Origin of the sequence: Bacillus sp. S2(2024) (genome assembly GCF_050474045.1) — a bacterium.
Classification (GTDB): domain Bacteria; phylum Bacillota; class Bacilli; order Bacillales; family Bacillaceae_G; genus Bacillus_A; species Bacillus_A yunxiaonensis.
The window spans coordinates 4,165,255-4,184,411 of the sequence record NZ_JBFLUS010000003.1; the positions used below are offsets into that span (position 1 = coordinate 4,165,255).

16 protein-coding genes are annotated in these 19,157 nt (G+C 37.8%); 4 read left to right on the forward strand and 12 right to left on the reverse strand.

The features are described from left to right. Positions 1–347 precede the first annotated feature (347 nt). The 9 genes from hpf to AB1284_RS21235 all read right to left on the reverse strand — a co-directional run bounded on the left by hpf (position 348) and on the right by AB1284_RS21235 (position 9,917). Positions 348–890 (reverse strand): ribosome hibernation-promoting factor, HPF/YfiA family, encoded by a 543-nt coding sequence (gene hpf, locus AB1284_RS21195; protein WP_429753116.1) that lies wholly within the window; start codon positions 888–890, stop codon positions 348–350. A 389-nt stretch (positions 891–1,279) separates the two neighbouring features. Then, positions 1,280–1,477: a cold-shock protein CspD gene (cspD, locus tag AB1284_RS21200; protein WP_429753115.1), complete on the reverse strand. Its 198-nt coding sequence runs from the start codon at positions 1,475–1,477 to the stop codon at positions 1,280–1,282. 122 nt (positions 1,478–1,599) lie between these two features. Further along, the gene (locus AB1284_RS21205; protein WP_429754403.1) at positions 1,600–3,129 is read right to left on the reverse strand and encodes a lipase family alpha/beta hydrolase; all 1,530 of its coding nucleotides are present in this window, start codon (positions 3,127–3,129) and stop codon (positions 1,600–1,602) included. Between the two features lie 753 nt (positions 3,130–3,882). Further along, positions 3,883–4,590: a ComF family protein gene (locus AB1284_RS21210; protein ID WP_429753114.1), complete on the reverse strand. Its 708-nt coding sequence runs from the start codon at positions 4,588–4,590 to the stop codon at positions 3,883–3,885. Further along, positions 4,590–5,936 (reverse strand): DEAD/DEAH box helicase, encoded by a 1,347-nt coding sequence (locus AB1284_RS21215; RefSeq protein WP_429753113.1) that lies wholly within the window; start codon positions 5,934–5,936, stop codon positions 4,590–4,592. Before AB1284_RS21215 ends, AB1284_RS21210 begins: the two co-directional genes overlap by 1 nt. Positions 5,937–6,067: 131 nt before the next feature. Continuing rightward, complete coding sequence (locus tag AB1284_RS21220) at positions 6,068–7,288, reverse strand: NlpC/P60 family protein (RefSeq protein ID WP_429753112.1); 1,221 nt, start codon at positions 7,286–7,288, stop codon at positions 6,068–6,070. Positions 7,289–7,605: 317 nt separating this feature from the next. Beyond that, positions 7,606–8,295 carry a hypothetical protein gene (locus AB1284_RS21225; RefSeq protein WP_429753111.1) on the reverse strand — a complete coding sequence of 230 codons (690 nt, stop codon included), beginning with the start codon at positions 8,293–8,295 and terminating at the stop codon, positions 7,606–7,608. 224 nt (positions 8,296–8,519) lie between these two features. After that, positions 8,520–8,834 (reverse strand): winged helix-turn-helix transcriptional regulator, encoded by a 315-nt coding sequence (locus AB1284_RS21230; protein WP_336482275.1) that lies wholly within the window; start codon positions 8,832–8,834, stop codon positions 8,520–8,522. Between the two features lie 240 nt (positions 8,835–9,074). After that, positions 9,075–9,917: a DegV family protein gene (locus AB1284_RS21235; RefSeq protein WP_429753110.1), complete on the reverse strand. Its 843-nt coding sequence runs from the start codon at positions 9,915–9,917 to the stop codon at positions 9,075–9,077. A gap of 480 nt (positions 9,918–10,397) precedes the next feature. Between AB1284_RS21235 and AB1284_RS21240 the strand changes: the two genes are divergently transcribed. Then, positions 10,398–11,039 (forward strand): YigZ family protein, encoded by a 642-nt coding sequence (locus AB1284_RS21240; protein WP_429753109.1) that lies wholly within the window; start codon positions 10,398–10,400, stop codon positions 11,037–11,039. Positions 11,040–11,062: 23 nt separating this feature from the next. After that, positions 11,063–12,355: an LCP family protein gene (locus AB1284_RS21245; protein WP_429753108.1), complete on the forward strand. Its 1,293-nt coding sequence runs from the start codon at positions 11,063–11,065 to the stop codon at positions 12,353–12,355. Between the two features lie 281 nt (positions 12,356–12,636). Here AB1284_RS21245 and wecB read toward each other — a convergent pair whose 3' ends face one another. From wecB to galE, 3 genes are all read right to left on the reverse strand, one after another. Further along, positions 12,637–13,752 (reverse strand): non-hydrolyzing UDP-N-acetylglucosamine 2-epimerase, encoded by a 1,116-nt coding sequence (gene wecB / locus AB1284_RS21250; protein ID WP_336482272.1) that lies wholly within the window; start codon positions 13,750–13,752, stop codon positions 12,637–12,639. Positions 13,753–13,848: 96 nt separating this feature from the next. Beyond that, positions 13,849–15,174: a UDP-glucose dehydrogenase family protein gene (locus AB1284_RS21255; protein ID WP_429753107.1), complete on the reverse strand. Its 1,326-nt coding sequence runs from the start codon at positions 15,172–15,174 to the stop codon at positions 13,849–13,851. Positions 15,175–15,396: 222 nt separating this feature from the next. After that, entirely contained in the window at positions 15,397–16,383 is a 987-nt protein-coding gene (galE, locus tag AB1284_RS21260; protein WP_429753106.1) for a UDP-glucose 4-epimerase GalE, read from the reverse strand. Positions 16,384–16,858: 475 nt separating this feature from the next. Between galE and AB1284_RS21265 the strand changes: the two genes are divergently transcribed. Both AB1284_RS21265 and AB1284_RS21270 read left to right on the forward strand, forming a co-directional pair. Then, positions 16,859–17,929, forward strand: coding sequence for a glycosyltransferase family 4 protein (locus AB1284_RS21265; protein WP_429753105.1), 1,071 nt, complete (start codon positions 16,859–16,861; stop codon positions 17,927–17,929). Between the two features lie 153 nt (positions 17,930–18,082). Further along, a complete protein-coding gene (locus AB1284_RS21270) occupies positions 18,083–18,847 on the forward strand; it encodes a polysaccharide deacetylase family protein (protein ID WP_429753104.1) in 765 nt (254 codons plus the stop codon). The last annotated feature ends 310 nt before the right edge of the window (positions 18,848–19,157 follow it).

Consider the following 19,157-nt stretch of genomic DNA (forward strand, 5'->3'; position numbering starts at 1 on the left):
AATTGTAACACTTGTTTTATATCTATGACAACAATCGGCCAAACGCATCCTCATGAAAACCCTCTCACCTATCTTCTGTAGAAAAGCGGAAGCAGCTCGTCCAGAATGTGAGGGGGATGTAGCTCCTGACAGAGATGCGTATTTTGCCTCGGAGGAAGGCGCGAAGCCACCGAACATTCTAGCCACTGGAACTGGACAAAGATTCTCCCTGGATCTTGAGGCGGGGTCTCGCTGTCCGCGAATAGCGGGGTTCATTTATTGGCGAATTTACAGTATACGACTCAAAACATTTCCCATAACCTGAAAAAAAACGCAGCCATTACAGCTGCGTTTTCCTTATATTATTATTATTTAGTTTCAATTAAACCGTATTTTCCATCCTTACGTCCATAAACAACATTTGTTTCATTTGTTTCTGAATTTGTAAAGACGAAAAAGTTATGACCTAACATATCCATTTGTAGAATTGCTTCTTCTACATCCATTGGTTTTAAGTCAAATCGTTTTGTACGAACAAGCTCTAATTCATCTTCAAAAACCTCTTCTTGTACAGCTGGTTGATCTGGAAGAATCAATATTGTTTTTGTAGACCCTTTTTCACGTAACTTACGATTCACTTTTGTTTTATGCTTACGGATTTGTCGTTCAAGTTTATCTACGACTAAATCAATAGCAGCATACATATCGTTATTTGTTTCTTCAGCGCGTAGTAAGAAATCCGGAAACGGAATTGTTACTTCCACCCTTTGCTTGTCAGAGTACACTTTTAAGTTTACCTTAATTTCTGGAAAAGTATCGAAATAGCGCTCTAATTTACTTAGCTTTTTCTCTACATATTCCTTTAATGCTGGAGTTACTTCAATATTTTCACCGCGAATGTTAAATTTCATAAGATGAACTCCTCCTTTCAAGCCTATGTATAGGTTTTCGACAAAGGTATCAAAAACCCTTCTTTCATTTTTAAATTTTTTGACAAAATCGATATTTTTTTATCGATTTTTGTAGAAAAAGAAATGGAATCTCTTTTTCTATTCTTATTTTATCCTATTTATATCGTAGTTATCGTATATAATTGTGAAAAATCAGTTACAAAAATGCTACAACTTTTTGACAACTCTTTCTTTATCCCCCATGAACGAGCAGTAAAGATTGTGAGGAATCCGAAGAAGATAACTGACAGAAGTTTTATCTTATGATAAAGCCTCCGTTACATAAGTAACGGAGGCTTCCCTATGTGAAACGCTGGTCTTTGAGGCTGCACCATATTTCAATTATATAATTATAACTTCACAACATTTGCTGCCTGTGGACCACGCGCACCTTCTACAATATCAAATTCAACTTTTTGTCCTTCTTCTAATGTTTTATACCCGTCATGCTGAATCGCAGAAAAATGAACAAAAACATCATCACCGCCATCGTGCTCAATAAATCCAAAACCTTTTTCTGCATTAAACCATTTTACTTTTCCTTGCATGTTCTTTCCATTCCCTTCAATCTTAAAATAACGGTACCTACACCGTACTTTGAATATAACGAATGGAAAAGTACAAAGTCAAAGAAGACTTGTCGCCTTTTTATTTTACCTTTCGACATATCTTATTTCTCAATATACACAGAACGCACAATCGTCCGATTATATGCTTTTCCATCTTTATTCTTCCCTTTAATATCAATCGTCATATTATACACACCGGATTTTGCGACATCCGGCAAATTCCCCGTGAATGTGATTGTATCTGTCTGTTGCAGCTTATTGGAGTGCGATACTAAATTCCCATCCCGATCTACAACGCGTACATCAAAGGAAAGGTTACCCTGATGTTGGGAGCGTTTTGTAGATTGCTTTAATTTAAATTCCGCTTTGTTTTTCTTAACCTTACCCGGCATATCTAACGTAAACGGTGCAGCCTGTTTGTAATTAACCAGCATGAGATATGCATCTTTTTGTGCTTGTGACATCATTTTTAAGCGCCACTCTCCTACTTCCATTTGATCAACCTGGAATGTTCGAATTGTCGCTCCGCTAAAATACGCATATTCTTCTCCCGTCGCTGCTTTGCTGCTTTGATTTGTGTACACCTTACCAGAGGGAGCGATAAGCTGTAGCTGTACATCTGGAGAGGCGGTCAACACAGAAATATTTCCATCTGTTACAGTATCCACCGCAAAGGTTTGTTCCACCCAATTGTTTGGTGTGAGCGGTCCTCCTAACACCGTTTGATTCGCATTAACAGCCAGATTTTTTTGTGACTCTTCAAATATATTTTCGTTTGCAATAGAAGCAATCGCAGAAGTATTACGTAAATAGGGCTCAATCCGCGAAAATACAGCTGATCCTTTTCGAACGCTGTCGTGATCCAAGCTTGAATCCGTGAACAGATGTGTTCCATACGGAAGCTTCGAGCTCCATTCATTGACTAGCCCATCGTTAGGTCCATACCAAGAGAGGTAAAATCCGCCCATAGATAGCGCGGAGAAAGCAGGTCCCCAACTTGTTCCAGCAACCGTATAATAATGGTTCAACTTAGCATTTGGATTGCTATCCGTTATATTACGAAACTGCGCCATTTCTCCTGTCTGCAAAGAGTACGTGCCGTCATCCCGTTGCCCTAACAGGGAAGCAAGCCATCCCGCCCACCAACTGTACGCCAAATCTGCTAAGTTAGAGCCATAATGCGGGGAAGCGAGCGTCACTACGTTTCCAACAAAGCGACTTGCACCATAGTGAATGAGCGCTGCTTGCGTGTCAGGTCCGCCTTTGCTGTGTGCGACAATATTGACCTTCTTACCAACACGATTATAGATTTGCTCTAACATAGAAGCTAACAAACGCCCATTATCCCACTCACTTGCCGAACCCTTCCCAGCCGCATCATACAACTGAATGAAAACCGTTTGATACCCTGCATTGTAAGCGTAGTTATACATATCATTCATACCGTGATAAACGGTTTCACCGTACCAGTCCTTAGCAGTTCCATTCTTACCTTGAACGAAAACGATAGGTGGTTTATTCTCAGCATGCTCAGGAGTTGCCCCTAAAAACCAACTCCCAGGGGTAAACGATTCTGATGGCGGAAAAATCCCTCCAGATATTTGCACAGAACTAGCGAAAACGGATGAAATATGAAAAGAACAAAAAGCAAAAATAAAAACTGTCAGTAACGCGAGAGAACGTTTGAACTTACGCAACACAGCAGCCCCCTTGTTTATTTTTCATTTACCATCTTCATGCAAATATATTATTCTACAGTGCATCCCATAATTTGTAGTTGAGTGAATGATGAACATGTGTTAGAAAATCCACTTTTATTTAACTGAATTTTCAGACTTTAGAGTGTTTTATCTAACTGCATGACCATCAGTTTGGCAACTGCACTTAATGGTGATGGACCTATTCTTTCTCAATTTCTTAAAAACCTTCTTAAAAGTGAACAATCCACGTTGAGAAAATATACAAAAACAATTTATCGCGCTATGCGCGGGCAGTAAGACCCCCACCTCAAGATTCAGAGAAAGTCATTGTCCAGCTCTAGCGGCTAGAATCTTCGTTCGTTTCGCTCCCTCGGACGAGGCATCTGTCGGGCGCTCAAACGTCCTGCGATTCTGGGCGATCCGCTTCCGCTTTTCTACAGAAGATAGGCGGGGGATAACTGCTGGCATGCGCCCGATTGGTGAGAGCTTTCCATCAGTGGGGGATGAAGCCCCCCACTGATGGAAGTTTCACTTTATCACGAAATTCATAGTTTCTATATTCATTTTCTCTACTATGCATTTAAAATCTATTGTAGTTAGAGGCGACAAAAATTGAAAAAACTCTGAAACACCGCGAAAGGATACTTGAGCTGAACTATATTAACAAGGCGGACATTAAAAAAATTAGCGGCAAAGTGTCAAAGATGAAACGTTCTTTGCGCCCCTTTCATAAAAACATTGCGCTGCTTGACGCACCGTAATCCCAGTTGTATATACGTCATCAATTATAAGAATATCCTTTCCTTGAAAAGATTCTTCCTCTGTAAAATAAAAGGGCCGAGGGCGCTGCAAACGCTCTGTTCTTGTTTTCTTACTTTGCTTTTCTGCACCACTTCGCATAAGTGATGTTTTCACAATTGGAATAGATAAGCATGCCGCTAACAATTCCGCTTGATTAAACCCTCGTTCGTGTTTTCGCTGTAAGCTAAGCGGAATTGGGACAATGCAATCACAATGGGAAAAATACTGCCGAAAAGCATTCGCAAAAGAAGAAGCAAACACTTGAACAAGAGCTGTGTCACCGCGAAATTTAAAGCGCGTTAGCACTTCTTTCATCCAATCATTATATACATAGACAGATCGATTTTTTACATATACATACTGAAAACGCGGATCCTGCTTCCAGCGTAAACAATCCTTACAATATTTATCTTGTTTATATTCATCCGATAGATACTGAAAAGACCTTCCGCAATCTGCACAAATATCTCCTATAATATAAGAAAACTTTTGTTCACAGTATGTGCATACGTATCTCTTTTCTTGTTCAACAAAAAAAGAGTACCAGCTCGGCAAAACGGAGATAACGTCATCACAAAGAAGGCAATGCATTAGTCCACCAACCCTTCTTGCTTTGCTCGTTTATTCATTGATTGAATTTGTTTTTTTGCCGCAACCATCGCCTCTGTCTTTCCATAATGAAAATAGACTACATCACCATCAGGAGCATGACTACTACGTCCCGCTCGTCCTGCAATTTGAACGAGTGCACTTTCTGAAAAAACATGCTCTTCTGCTCCTAACACTGCCACCTGTAAATTCGAAACGGTAACACCTCTTTCTAAAATTGTCGTCGTTACTAATAACGGAATCTCTCCCTTTCGAAATGAGGCCACCTTTTCTTTTCGTTTTGGATCTTCCGCATGCACACCTTCTATACGATTATCAATACATTTTAAAATAGAAACAATTTCTTCTACATAACAAACATGAGGAACAAATAAAAACATAGGATATTGTTTTTGAAGATATATATGAAGCCACTGCAGAATAATTGGAGGTAAGTTTTTCTTTTGGATGGATTTTCGCCAATTCCCACACCAGCGAAAAATAGGAACAGGTAGGGGATAACGATGGTAGCGCGCAGGAATAATCACGCCTTTTTGTTTTCCATTACGAAGCTTTCGCTGCCAATCCTTAGACGGAGTGGCTGTTAAATAAATAAACGCAGCATGTTCTTTACTAGCAGAGATGACCGCGTACTGCAGCGTTTCATCCATAGAATAAGGAAAAGCATCAATTTCATCAACAATCATGACATCAAACGCTCTGTAATAACGAAGTAGTTGATGGGTTGTCGAAATAACGAGCTGTCCCTCTTTATATAAGTCGTCACTTCCACCATATAATGCGCAAATTGAAACAGATGGGAACACTTTCCGTAAACGGGGATAAAGTTCAAGAACAACATCCGTTCGCGGCGTCGCAATACAAACACGTTCTCCTTTACTTAAAGCTTCTTGTATACCATGAAATAACATTTCTGTTTTCCCTGCACCGCATACCGCCCATATAAAAAAGGATTCTTTCCTTTGCACCGCATCTACAATTCCGTTCGCCGCCATTTGTTGTCCTTGCGATAACTGGCCTTCCCATTCTAGACAACCGGTCATTATCTCATTTTGTATCGGACCAATCCAGCGAACAAGCTGCGTACATTCACTCACTCTCCCCATCATGATACACTTGCGGCAATACGTACAAACCTGATTACACCGATAGCAAAAAAACGAAAAGAATAGTCGCTGCTTTTTATTCCCGCAACGCTGGCACATATAACGAGCGTTTTTCTTTACAATTCCGTACTCATAACGAATGTTACCTTCTCGCTCTAACTGATGAAGCTCTTTCTCCGAAACCAATACTTCCTCTAATAGTAATTGCCGGCCTTCTAGCATCCTGCTCTCCCCTTTCTATTTTTTACTATAAAAACTTTGAAAGAGTTTGTAAAAAATCAAAAAAGCCGATAACCTACTCTTAAAATAGTAAGCTATCGACTTTATTCACGTATTTTATATAATTACAAATCTTAGAATCTACCGTAACCTAAGAAATGTGCTTGGTTATAACTGCTGCTAAGGTTAGAATATCCGATTCCTTTATCACCAGCATGAATCATTTGTCCGTTACCAACATAAATACCGATATGAGATGGACCTGCTTTATACGTACCTTGGAAGAATACTAAATCACCAGGTTGTGGGCTGCTAACACGCTGAACAGAATTCCAATATCCAGCTACATCTTGACGACCTACACCGTAAATGTAAGAAATGAAACCACTGCAGTCAAATCCGCCGTTAGATGGATTATCACTACCCCAAACATATGGCATACCAAGGTATTTTTGCGCCTTTGCAATTACACTTGAATCCGCGCTGCCTGTCGCTTCTTGTGCTGGTGCTGCAGGAGCTGGTTTCGAATTAGAAGAAGCTTTAGCTTGTCCGCCGCCATTATTTGTTGATTGTTGAGCTGGTTGTTGAGCTGGTTGCGCTGGTTGTTTTGCTTCTTGCTCAGCTAAGCTTTGTAAGTATAGAGCTTGTTTTTCTAGATCTTTCAATTGATCTTGTGTGCTAGTCATTCCATTTACAACTGTTTGCATTTTCGCACTTAACTCATCTACCGCCGCTTGCTTTTTCGCTTTTTCAGCATCAAGTTCTTGTTTCGCAGTTTCAATTTTCGCTTGTGTATCTTTTAATTCTTTTTGTTTTGCTTTTACAGTTTCCACATCTTTTTTCACTTTATCTTGGTCCGCTTGTTGCATTTTCATAATATCTTGGTCAGAATTAAGAATTTGTGAAACAGAAGTTAAACGATCGATTAAATCAGCAAGGCTCTTAGAATTTACAACTACTTCCGTTACAACGTTCGTGTTTGGTTTCTCTTGAAGAGCAACTAAACGCTTCTTCAACAGTTCTTCACGCTGTGCAATTTTCGTTTGTAAGTCTGCAATCTCTGTGTTTTTTTTGTCAATTAATTTTTGCGTATCATCTACTTGCTTCACCGTTTCAGCAAGTTTAGCTTCGTTCTCTTGAACAGACTTATCCAATCCTTGGATTGTATTCTTTAATTCGTCCATTTGTTTTTGAAGATCATCACGTTCTTGTTGTTGTTTATGTAAAGTGTCATTTTGTTGTTGAATTTGTGTTTTTACATCGTCAATTTTCTCAGCAAATGCATTTGGTGTTACTACTGAAAACATCATAAATCCTGCTGCTAATGCGCAAGATGCGATTTTTAATTTTTTCATTCTGTTTTACACCGCTTTCTTTTTCTTGGTTTCCCGAATTTATCTAATAAAATTTATACCATAATTACCAATGTTTTTTAGCAATGTTACGCTTTTGTAAAATAAATGTAATATTGCGCTTGTAATTTCTTGGCACTTATATTCTAATATTGTGCTTTTTTGTAGAGAAATAGGGGATGAAAACGATATTTTTCTCTCTATTGTCGTACGCTTTCATTTGCTTTACAATTATGTGATGCATAACAAAACCCATTTACGTCATCTGTTATAACATAACAAAACTCTCTTGCTATCACACAAGAGAGTTTACTAATCTATTAAGCTTTTACTTCCCCTAACCAAACGCCATCTTCATTGAACTTATTCCATTTACCATTAATTTGATAATCGCCTTTTACCATATAGCCCGTTTCAGCAAGATAATACCATTTATTGTTATATTGCAGCCAACCTACTCTTGCTTTACCATCTGGATTGAAATAATACCATTTCCCTCCATCTTGTACCCAACCTACTTGCATCGTTCCATCTGCGCCAAGGTAATACTCACCGTGTTGCATGGAAGTTAGCATTAATCCTCTATGGATGTAATACCATTTATTATTATACTGTAACCAACCTGTATATGTTGCTCCATCTGCATTTAAGTAATACCAACGGCTTTTGTCATCTGTATCCTGCGCCCATCCTGTTCGCATTACACCATCATTTCCAAAATAGTAGTCAAAAAAGTGGTCTTTCCCATAAATCCTAACCCAATCTATTTGCATTTTCCCTTCTTCATCAAAGTAATACCATTTTCCACCATCACATAACCAACCTGTCTTCTTTACACCATGTTGGTCATAGTAATACCATGTACTTCCTTCTTTTATCCAACCTGTTTGTTTTATAACTTGCTCTGCATTGTTCGTATCATTTTTTGAAACGACTGTTTCTTCAGCGTGAGAAATTGCAGGAACTATGAACATTGCAGACATTAAAACTGGTAAAATAACTTTCTTCATCTTACATTTCTCCCAAATAATAATTAATTTTAGTTTTTATTTCCACAAGAGAAATTATATTACATTCAGAATACACACACAATATTTTTTGTAACAATTACGTAATATTTTTTATATAAAAGAAATATTTTTATCATATTTTTCCTCTTTTATAAAATAAAAAAAGTACAGTAATATCTCCCTGTACTTTTTTATCCCACTATTCTCGGACAGTAAAAGTCCAATTAGTGAACCCACTTCTCTGCCCATTTTTGTACTTCATCCATTACACTTTCTAACGCTTTTCCTTTATCTGTCAAACCATATTCAATACGAACTGGCACTTCCGGATACACGTCACGTACAACAATTCCTTCACTTTCTAATTCCTTTAAGCGCTCTGATAGCATACGATCGCTCATATTTGGAATAATATCAGCAATTTCTCGAAATCGTTTCGGTTCTTCTAACAGTGATTTAATAATTAACCCTGTCCACTTTTTACTAAGCAGTGTAAAAGCAGACTCGAACTTCGGACATAAACACGGATTATGTTCCATATGTTTCACCTCTCCTCTATTATAAAATAGTTTCTTATAAAAAGTAAGTAATCAAGCTGATTTTATTATTTATATTTTTACCAAAAAAGCTCTCTACATGAAAGAGAGCTTTTTTTCATTATCCCGCTCTAACAGGCAGTAGGTTGCTATTCATTGTCGTAAAATCAAACTGCACGTTAGAGCCCGATTGGTGAGAGCTTTCCATCAGTGAAAAAATCGCTCACTGATGGAAGTTTCACTTCATTTCGTATACCATCCAAATCCAAGAGCACCTTCTCCTAAGTGTGTACCAATTACTGCTCCGAAATAACTGATTCGAATTTCTACATGCGGGTATGCTTCTTTCAATTCTTGCTGCCATTCTTTTGCTTCTTCTTCCCGATTGGCATGAATGATAACTGCTTCCATTGGCATACCTTTACTTGCTTGTTCATCAAAAATTTCAACAATACGCTTTAATGCTTTTTTACGCGTACGAATTTTTTCAAATGGAATAATTACTTTATCCCGGAAATATAGTACCGGTTTTACTTGTAATAAACTTCCAATGAATGCTTGAGCGCTATTTAACCGACCTCCACGCTGCAAATGATGTAAATCATCTACAACGAAATACGCATCCACTGTTTTCTTCATTTCATCAAAACGAGCGATAATCTCTTCCGGCGTTTTCCCTTCACTCGCCATTTTTGCGCCTTCACGTGCATAAAATCCTTGCACTTCACAGCTAATTTCTGAGTCGTATGTATATACCTTTACTCCGTCTACCATTTGGCCAGCTGTCGTTGCTGTCTGGTATGTACCACTAATACCGCTAGAAAGGTGAACGCTAATCACTGCATCATATTCTTTGCCCAGCTCTTCAAATAACGTAATAAACTTTCCGATAGCTGGTTGAGATGTCTTTGGCAGCTCTTCCTGTTCACGAACTTTCACATAAAAATCTTCAGCTGTAATCTCAATCTCTTCTTGATAAGAATCATTCCCAAAAATAACATTCAACGGGATTATATGTATATTTAACTCTTCACGAACATGTTTTGGTAAATATGCCGTACTATCGGTTACAATAGCTGTTTTCATTTTCGTACCTACCTTATAAACAAATTTATTATTTATTGTACATGAAAATGGAAAAAGGTGCATTAACTGATGGAAAAACGAGAGGTTAAAATTATAAACACTATTTCAACAATTTACAACAAAAAATTTCAAATTATAATAGAAAGAGCTAAATTTCTGCAAAAAAATATTTGAAACTCCACCCCAGCCCTTTTAGAATAAAAAGTATTGATAATTTATCGCTCTAACGGGCAGTAGAATGTAGTACATCGGTGTAAAATCAAACTGCCTGTAAAGAGCCCAATAGGTTCAACTAACCATCCGCGAAAAAATTGCTCACTGATGGAAGTTTCACTTTACCCCGCTCTAACGGGCAGTAGCATGTAGTGCATCTATGTCAAATCAAACTGCACGTTAGAGCCCGATTAGTTCAACTAACCATCAGTGAAAAAATCACTCACTGATGGAAGTTTCACTTTACAAAGATAGGGGCGTATATCATTGCTACTACAATATTTCACCGTAAAAGAAGACGGCGAACATGAAATAGTCATTCAAAAATCTCGTTTTATTTGTCATGTAAGCCGCGCGACAACAGAAGAAGAAGCGCAGGAATTTATCCAAAAGATAAAAAAACAACATTGGAATGCAACCCATAACTGCTCTGCCTACTTAATTGGCGAACATGACCAAATTCAAAAAGCAAACGACGACGGAGAACCTAGCGGTACAGCTGGTGTCCCGATCCTAGAAGTATTAAAGAAGCGCCACTTAAAGGATACTGTCGTTGTTGTAACACGTTATTTCGGCGGCATTAAACTAGGAGCAGGCGGTTTAATTCGTGCATACGGGAAATGTACAAGTGAAGGTCTAAATTATGTCGGCATCGTGGAAAGAAAGCTGATGCGCGTCATGAAAACTGAAATTGATTATACATTGCTCGGAAAAGCTGAAAATGAACTGCGCAATTCCATATATACGATTAGAGATATACACTACTTAGAGCATGTCACATTTGACACATATGTAGAGGAAAATCAAAAACAATCATTCATAGAATGGATGATTGAAATCACAAATGGGAAATGTACAATTAATGAAGATGAGATGCTATATCTAGAGCAAGATATAGTACAACACTAATTTATACTTAAAGGAGATTATTTATGGAAGATCGTTATCATCATCTCCAAAATAGAAGAACGAAAAAGAAAAGAAGACGCAAATCGCTTATATTCCTTATTTTTGCTCTCCTTATCGGAGGCGGAGCAGTTTATGCGTATACTTCTTACTCTTCTTTAATGGGAGTTTACAGCGGCTTGAAGCATGATAAATCTAAACTCCGCACAGAGGACGTAGAAATTACGAAAAAACCATTTAGTGTTTTAATTATGGGAATTGAAGATTATGCCACAGACGGGAAAAACGGGCGAACGGATTCCTTAATGTTTGCAACTATTGATCCAAAATCCAAAAAGGTATCTTTAATGAGTATCCCACGTGATTCACGCGTAACAATTGTCGGGCGTGACAAAAAAGATAAGATAAATGCAGCTCATGCCTATGGCGGAGAAAAAATGACAATAGATACAGTGGAAAACTTTTTAAAAGTACCTGTGGATCATTATATTAAGTTAGACTTTAAAGGATTTAAAGGCATAGTCGATGCAGTTGGCGGCGTTACAGTCGATGTTCCATTCGATTTCTGGGAACGCTCTGATGTTAACTATTACAAGAAGATTGAGTTTAAAAAAGGACCACAGCATTTAAATGGGGAAGAAGCCTTAGCTTATGTTCGGATGAGAAAGCAAGATCCGAATGGAGACTTTGGCCGTGCTACGCGTCAACGTCAAGTACTTGAGGCGGTATTAAAGGAATTAAACTCACCTTCTACTGTATTTAAAATTAATGACATTGCAAAAGCAATCGGAACGTATATCAAAACAGATATACCTGTATCAGATGGTCTTGCACTCTATAAAGAATTCTCTGGCTTTGATACATCTAGCATTCAAACAGTAAAAATGGAAGGCAAGGATGCAAAAATAGACGGAATTTACTATTTCATTCCAGACGAAGCAAATGTTCAACAAGTTCACCATACCTTTATGCAAAACTTACAACTTGAAGATTCAGCTCCTGCGTCGGATACAGAGCAGCAATCTGGAACACAAGAACCAGATACACAACAGCAGTCTGAAACACAAGAACCGGCTAAACCATCTAGCTCGAATATAGAACATCAACCTGAAAAGCAAGAGCCAGCTAAGTCATCTCATAACTCAAATATACAGCATCAGCCTGAAAAGCAAGAGCCGGCTAAGCCATCTCATAACTCAAATATACAGAATCATACTGAAAAACAAGAACAATCTACACCATCATCTAAATCGAATGAACACAAAACAAGTTCAACCAATCATCAATCAGATACAGAATGGCAAATGTCTTCACATTAAAAACAGCTATCTCCTAATGGAGATAGCTGTTTTTTTTATCCCGCTCTAACGGGCAGTAAGATGCTATTCATCGCTGTAAAATCAAACTGCCCTTAAGAACCCGATTGGTTCAACTAACCATTTGGAGAAAAAACATCTCCAAATGGAAGTTTCACTTTATCCCGCTCTAACGGGCAGTAAGATGCCATTCATTGCTGTAAAATCAAACTGCCCTTAAGAACCCGATTGGTGAGAGCTTTCCATCAGTGAAAAAATCATTCACTGATGAAAGTTTCACTTCATTACTTATTAAAATACTCCACAATTGCTTTCACGATACGTTCTGACGCATGCCCGTCGCCATATGGATTCGATGCTTTTGCCATTGTACTGTGTGCTTCTTTATCTGATAATAACTCATTCGCTAAAGTGAAGATTGTTTCTTCATCTGTACCAGCAAGCTTTAATGTACCCGCTTCGATACCTTCTGGACGCTCTGTTGTATCACGAAGAACAAGAACTGGCACACCAAGTGATGGCGCTTCTTCTTGTACCCCGCCAGAATCCGTTAACATTAAGTATGAACGTGATGCAAAGTTATGGAAATCAATTACATCAAGCGGCTCAATTAAATGAATACGATTATGATCTCCTAAAATTTCTCCTGCAATTTCACGAACAACAGGATTCATATGTACTGGATATACAACTTGCACATCTTCATGTGTTTCTACAAGACGCTTAATTGCACGGAACATATTGCGCATCGGTTCACCTAAGTTTTCACGGCGATGTGCTGTCATAAGGATCAGACGGTCATCTCCAACCTTTTCTAAAACAGGATGCGTATATGATTCTTTTACTGTCGTTTTTAACGCGTCAATTGCTGTATTTCCTGTAATAAAAATGTTTGCTTCTTTTTTATTCTCTTGTTGTAAGTTTGTTGCTGATTTTGCTGTCGGTGCGAAATGAAGATCTGCCATCACGCCTGTTAATTGTCGGTTCATTTCTTCTGGGTATGGAGAATATTTATCCCACGTACGAAGACCAGCTTCTACATGACCGATTGGAATTTGATTATAAAATGCTGCAAGGCTTGCGATAAATGTTGTCGTTGTATCACCATGTACAAGAACGATATCCGGCTTTGCTTCTTTCATGACCTTATCTAAGCCTTCTAGGCCGCGCGTTGTAATATCAATTAACGTTTGACGGTCTTTCATGATATTTAAATCATAATTTGGTGTAATACCAAAGATATCTAACACTTGATCCAGCATTTGACGGTGTTGTGCTGTTACTGTCACAATGGACTCAATTTGTTCTGAATGTTTTTGCAGTTCTAACACAAGAGGGGCCATTTTAATAGCTTCGGGACGCGTTCCAAAAATCGTCATTACTTTAATGCGTTCTGTCATATTCAGTTCCTCTTTTCTTTCAGTGTTTCAATTCATCATAAGAGATAACACCTGTTATTATATATGAGAATCCTAAATGGCAAAAGGAAATATTTCCTAAAGGACATGTGAAACATCACGCTTTCGAACTGCTCTTCTGCCAATAGAATAGTAATCAATGGCCTGTTGATCCATCTCTTCTAAACCATAACAATTTCTTCCATCAAATAAAATCGGTTTATTCATAAGCTGTACATACTTCACAATAGGATACATTCGAATACTTTCCCACTCCGTTACAATAAATGCTGCATCTGCTTTCATAAGGGCTGTATCTATATCTATCGTATATTGTACTCGATTTGCCAATATACGCTTCGCATGTAAAATCGCCTTTGGATCATACACGATAATATTAGCTCCTAGAACTAGTAACTGTTCAATAATCATAAGAGACGGCGCTTCCCTTATATCATCTGTATTAGGCTTAAACGAAAGGCCAAGAACTGCGACTCGTTTTCCCCGCAAACTCATCATCTTTTCTGCTTTCTCCACAAGTGAAGCTTGCTGCTTATTATTCACTTCAATGACTGCTTTTAACAATCTAAAATCATGCGCCACATTCCCCGCAATTTGTACAAGTGCGTTTGTATCTTTCGGAAAACACGAACCGCCGTATCCAATACCTGCTTGCAGAAAATGCGGACCAATTCGTTTATCGATTCCCATACCAGCCGCCACTTCTGTCACATCCGCTTGTACTTTTTCACATATATTTGAAATTTCATTAATAAAGCTAATTTTCGTCGCTAAAAAAGCATTCGATGCGTACTTAATCATTTCTGCACTGCGCACATCCGTTGTAAATATTTTAATTGGGAGCGATTCATACAGCTCAGCAACTCTCTTTGCACTCGCTGCTGTTTCTGCTCCAATGATAATACGATCACCATGAAAGAAATCTTGCACACCGCAGCCTTCTCGTAAAAACTCCGGATTTGATACAAGATGTATACGTATATCTGTTTGCAATGATTCTCGAATCCATTCTTTCATAGCATCATTTGTCCCAACCGGAACCGTACTTTTCGTCACAACGATAACATCTCGTTTTGCATACATGCCAATATCACGGCACACATTTACAATATGTGTTAAATTTGCAGACCCATCTAAGTAGGAAGGTGTACCAACCGCCACAAAAATAAAATCAACTGCTCCGTAGGCTTCTTCTTTTTTCGAAGTAAATGATAATCTCTGTTCCAAAACAGCCTTTTCCAATAATTCTTGTAAGCCCGGTTCATAAATCGGCAGTTCATTTTTCTCTAACAGCCTTATTTTTTGTTCATCAATATCAAAACAAGTCACAGAGTGCCCGAGTGTCGCTAAACCAACACCTGTCACCAATCCGACATACCCAGTACCTACCACTGTAATTTTCATGAACACACCCCCTACTTATGGTTCGTTTCACTCTAACTTTATTATATGAGACATCTTTCGTTTCATTTTTTAAGCTTTTGTAAAGAAAGCGCTGGAGCTAGACATCTTCGAATTTTATAAAGTGAAACTTTCATCAGTAGGGGTTTTTCTGTCCGTTCATGCGGGATACATTTTTATCTTGTAAAAAACAAGTCAGCTGCTTTATCAGCAGCTGACTTGTTTTTACTTACTATATCCGTTTGGATGAGCTGTATGCCATTCCCAAGCTGTTTGAATCATTTTCTCAAGTGAATATTTTGCCTTCCAGCCTAATTCTTCATAAATCTTTTCAGAAGAAGCGATTAGTTGTGCTGGGTCTCCAGCGCGGCGTTCCGTGTGAATAACATTCGCCTTCTTCCCAGTTACACGCTCACATGTTTCAATCACTTCTTTTACAGAAAAACCTTTTCCATTTCCTAAGTTATACACTTCATTTGTTTTTTGTTCATTTTGTAAACTTTGCAGTGCTAAAATGTGCGCCTCCGCTAAGTCTGTTACATGAATATAATCACGAATACACGTGCCATCATTTGTATCATAATCTGTACCAAATACAGAAATTGATTCACGTTTTCCCAATAAGTGCTGTAGCACAAGCGGAATTAAATGTGTCTCTGGTGTATGATCTTCTCCAATAGTTCCTGATACGTGAGCACCTGCCGCATTAAAGTAGCGAAGCACAACATATTTCATCCCATATGCTGCATGAAAATCTTGTAAAATATGTTCAATCATTAATTTAGAACGTCCGTATGGATTGATTGGGTTTGTTAAAGTGCCTTCTGTAATGATATCTGTATCTGGAATTCCATACGTTGCTGCTGTTGAAGAGAAAATAAATGATGTTACACCATGCTCCATCATTTTCTCAAGCAACGTAATCGTTGCCGATACGTTATTTTTATAATATTTCAATGGATTCGAAACAGATTCACCAACGAGGCTATTTGCCGCAAAATGCATAACAGCATCAATAGAATATTTGCCAAATACACGATCTAAATCCGCTGCATTACTTAAATCTCCTATTTCTAGAAGCGCTCTTTCATCAACGCTCTCACGATGACCCGTCGATAAATTATCTAATACGACCACTTCAAAATTTTGGTCTAACAATTGTTTTACTGTATGACTTCCAATATATCCGGCTCCGCCAACTACTAAAATCATTCTTTCTCCCCCTACAAAAATTTATCATCATATAATTTCAGTCTTTATAAAAGTAGTTCTACGCTGCACAATCAAACTGTCCGTAACAGCCCGATTGATGAGAACTTCCCACTAGTGACACGAATGGTTATTTTTCTCAGCTCTTCTATTTGACAACACATAATCAAAATCTATGCTTCAACGAATGTTTTTTAAAAGGCAGAACTCTACCATTGCTTTCCTCTAACATTTACCATAGTTCGCAATAGAATGCATACATATTTTATTGAAAAACACTCATATTAAAACTAATTTGCATCTATAATTCGTTGCAGAGTTGTCACATATTTCAGTTATCACCAACCAAAGTAAAAAGAAAAAAAGATTGAATTCTACTCTTTTTATGATACCATATGTTATGAGTCAGAAAACACATATTGGAATTTTAAGTAGAAGAAAGATTTGTTTACGTTAAAATATAAAAGGTGGGGTATTAATGGACTCACGAATTATTTATGCAGTTTTGGCATCTTTCATTACCGTACTGATTGCTACCCCTTTCGTGATTAAATTAGCCTTTAAGATCGGGGCAACAGACAAGCCAAATGCTCGTAAAGTACACCAACGAATTATGCCTCGTCTTGGCGGACTGGCAATTTTTATCGGAGTTGTTGTAGGGTGCTTGATTAGCGGCTTGTATGAACAGCGTATCATATCAATTAGTGTAGGTGCTGTCATCATCATCATCATCGGTATATTAGATGATGTATATGAATTATCTGCAAAAGTAAAATTTGGTGGACAACTTGTAGTCGCATTGTTAATCGTGAAAAATTTACAAATACCGGTTCTTTATATTCCATTTTTGGGGGATATCGACCTCGGATGGTTCTCTTATCCAATTACAGTATTTTGGATTGTCGGTATTACAAATGCTATTAATTTAATTGATGGACTTGACGGATTATCAGCTGGGATTTCATCTATTGTTCTTGCAACGTTAGCTTACATGGCTGCTACGAGCGTTACTGGTGCTGGGAGTGCTCTCATTTTACCGCTTGCGCTAATCGCACTGGCAAGTACAATTGGATTTCTGTTCTATAACTTCCATCCAGCGAAAATCTTTATGGGGGATACAGGGGCACTATTCTTAGGATACTGTATTTCTGTACTATCGCTACTTGGACTATACAAAAGCGTAACACTGTTTAGCTTTATCGTTCCAATCATTATTTTAGGGGTACCAATATTCGATACAATATTTGCAATCATTCGTCGGATTGTAAATAAAAAACCAATTTCAGCGCCAGATAAATCGCATTTACATCACCGTTTACTTGCACTGGGATTCTCTCATCGAACAACGGTGCTTATCATTTATGCGTTCGGGATTTTCTTTAGTGTCAACGCGATTATTTTCTCAAGCGCAACATTATGGTTATCCATTGTTCTTCTATTTGTTCTTATTTTAGTTACTGAAATTGTCGCAGAGATTATCGGTCTTGTACACGATCGCTATAAACCAATTATTTCAGTCTTTAAAAAAGTAAAAAAACGTGAAGAATAACAAATAGTATAACCAATACCATATAAAAATATACAAACCGGATGATTTTTTTAAAAAAATCATCCGGTTTTTTGTTTTCCAAAATATAGTTCGTTTGAGAATACCACTATTGGAGCAAGATAAATGTACAATCTTCAAATTAGGGTGAGCATCATGATTAAGCGAACGCTTCTACTGATCTGTTTGTTTTATACTATCATCTCATGTTTTCTATCACCTAAGCAGGCTGCAGTTGTATCTTCACATGAGAATCGCTCTATCGCTCATCTTGAAACACAACTGCCACAGCAACCTACAGCTACTCAGCAAAGAAAAGTGGCTTATTTAACATTCGATGATGGACCAAACAAATATACATCACAAATTTTAAATATCTTAAAGCAGAAAAATGAAAAAGCAACCTTCTTCGTTATTGGCGGACGTGTCTCTCGTTATCCCCAAACAACAAAGCGATTAATTCAAGAAGGTCATTATCTAGGATTACATAGTATGTCTCATAATGCAAAACACCTTTATAATGGTGATCCCTCTATTTTAGTTTCTGAAATGGAACAAGCTCGGACAATTGTTCAAGTCATCACTGGACTTGACACGCATCTCGTTCGCGTTCCTTACGGCAGTATGCCCTATTTAAAGAAAAATTATCGCGATGCTCTTGTTGCAGCTCATTATAAAATGTGGGATTGGACAGTCGACACATATGATTGGAAAAGTTATCACAATCCCTCTGCTGTATTGGAACGAGTAATGAATCAAAGTGATAAACCAGTTGAAGTCATTTTAATGCACGACTCAAGTGTCACCGTGCAAGTTTTACCAAAAATAATTGACTATCTTCGTTCAAGAGGATATACCCTCCTTCCTTACAATCCTTCTTCTCATGTAGAAGTGAATTTTTGGAAGGATACGAGATTGTAACAGCTTTAGCTTCTGCTAGAGCTGTTTTCTCTTTCCTCAATTCCTATTTTTGTGTAAACTTTGAAATGGCGATAAATTGAAACTTCTATTAGTGGGCTTCACTAATAGACAGCAGTTTTTTATGGATAATAAGACAATAGGAACCTCAATTACGAGGTTCCTTTGTTGTTTCTGATAGCAAGTAATAATACACACAATTATCCGTTAAACAAAAGATAGTTAGGAGGCTATCTTTCCTCCTCACCGTAACACGAAAAGATGCTCCTGGCGTATGCAATTTTACATATTCATTACATTCTATCCATGTTCT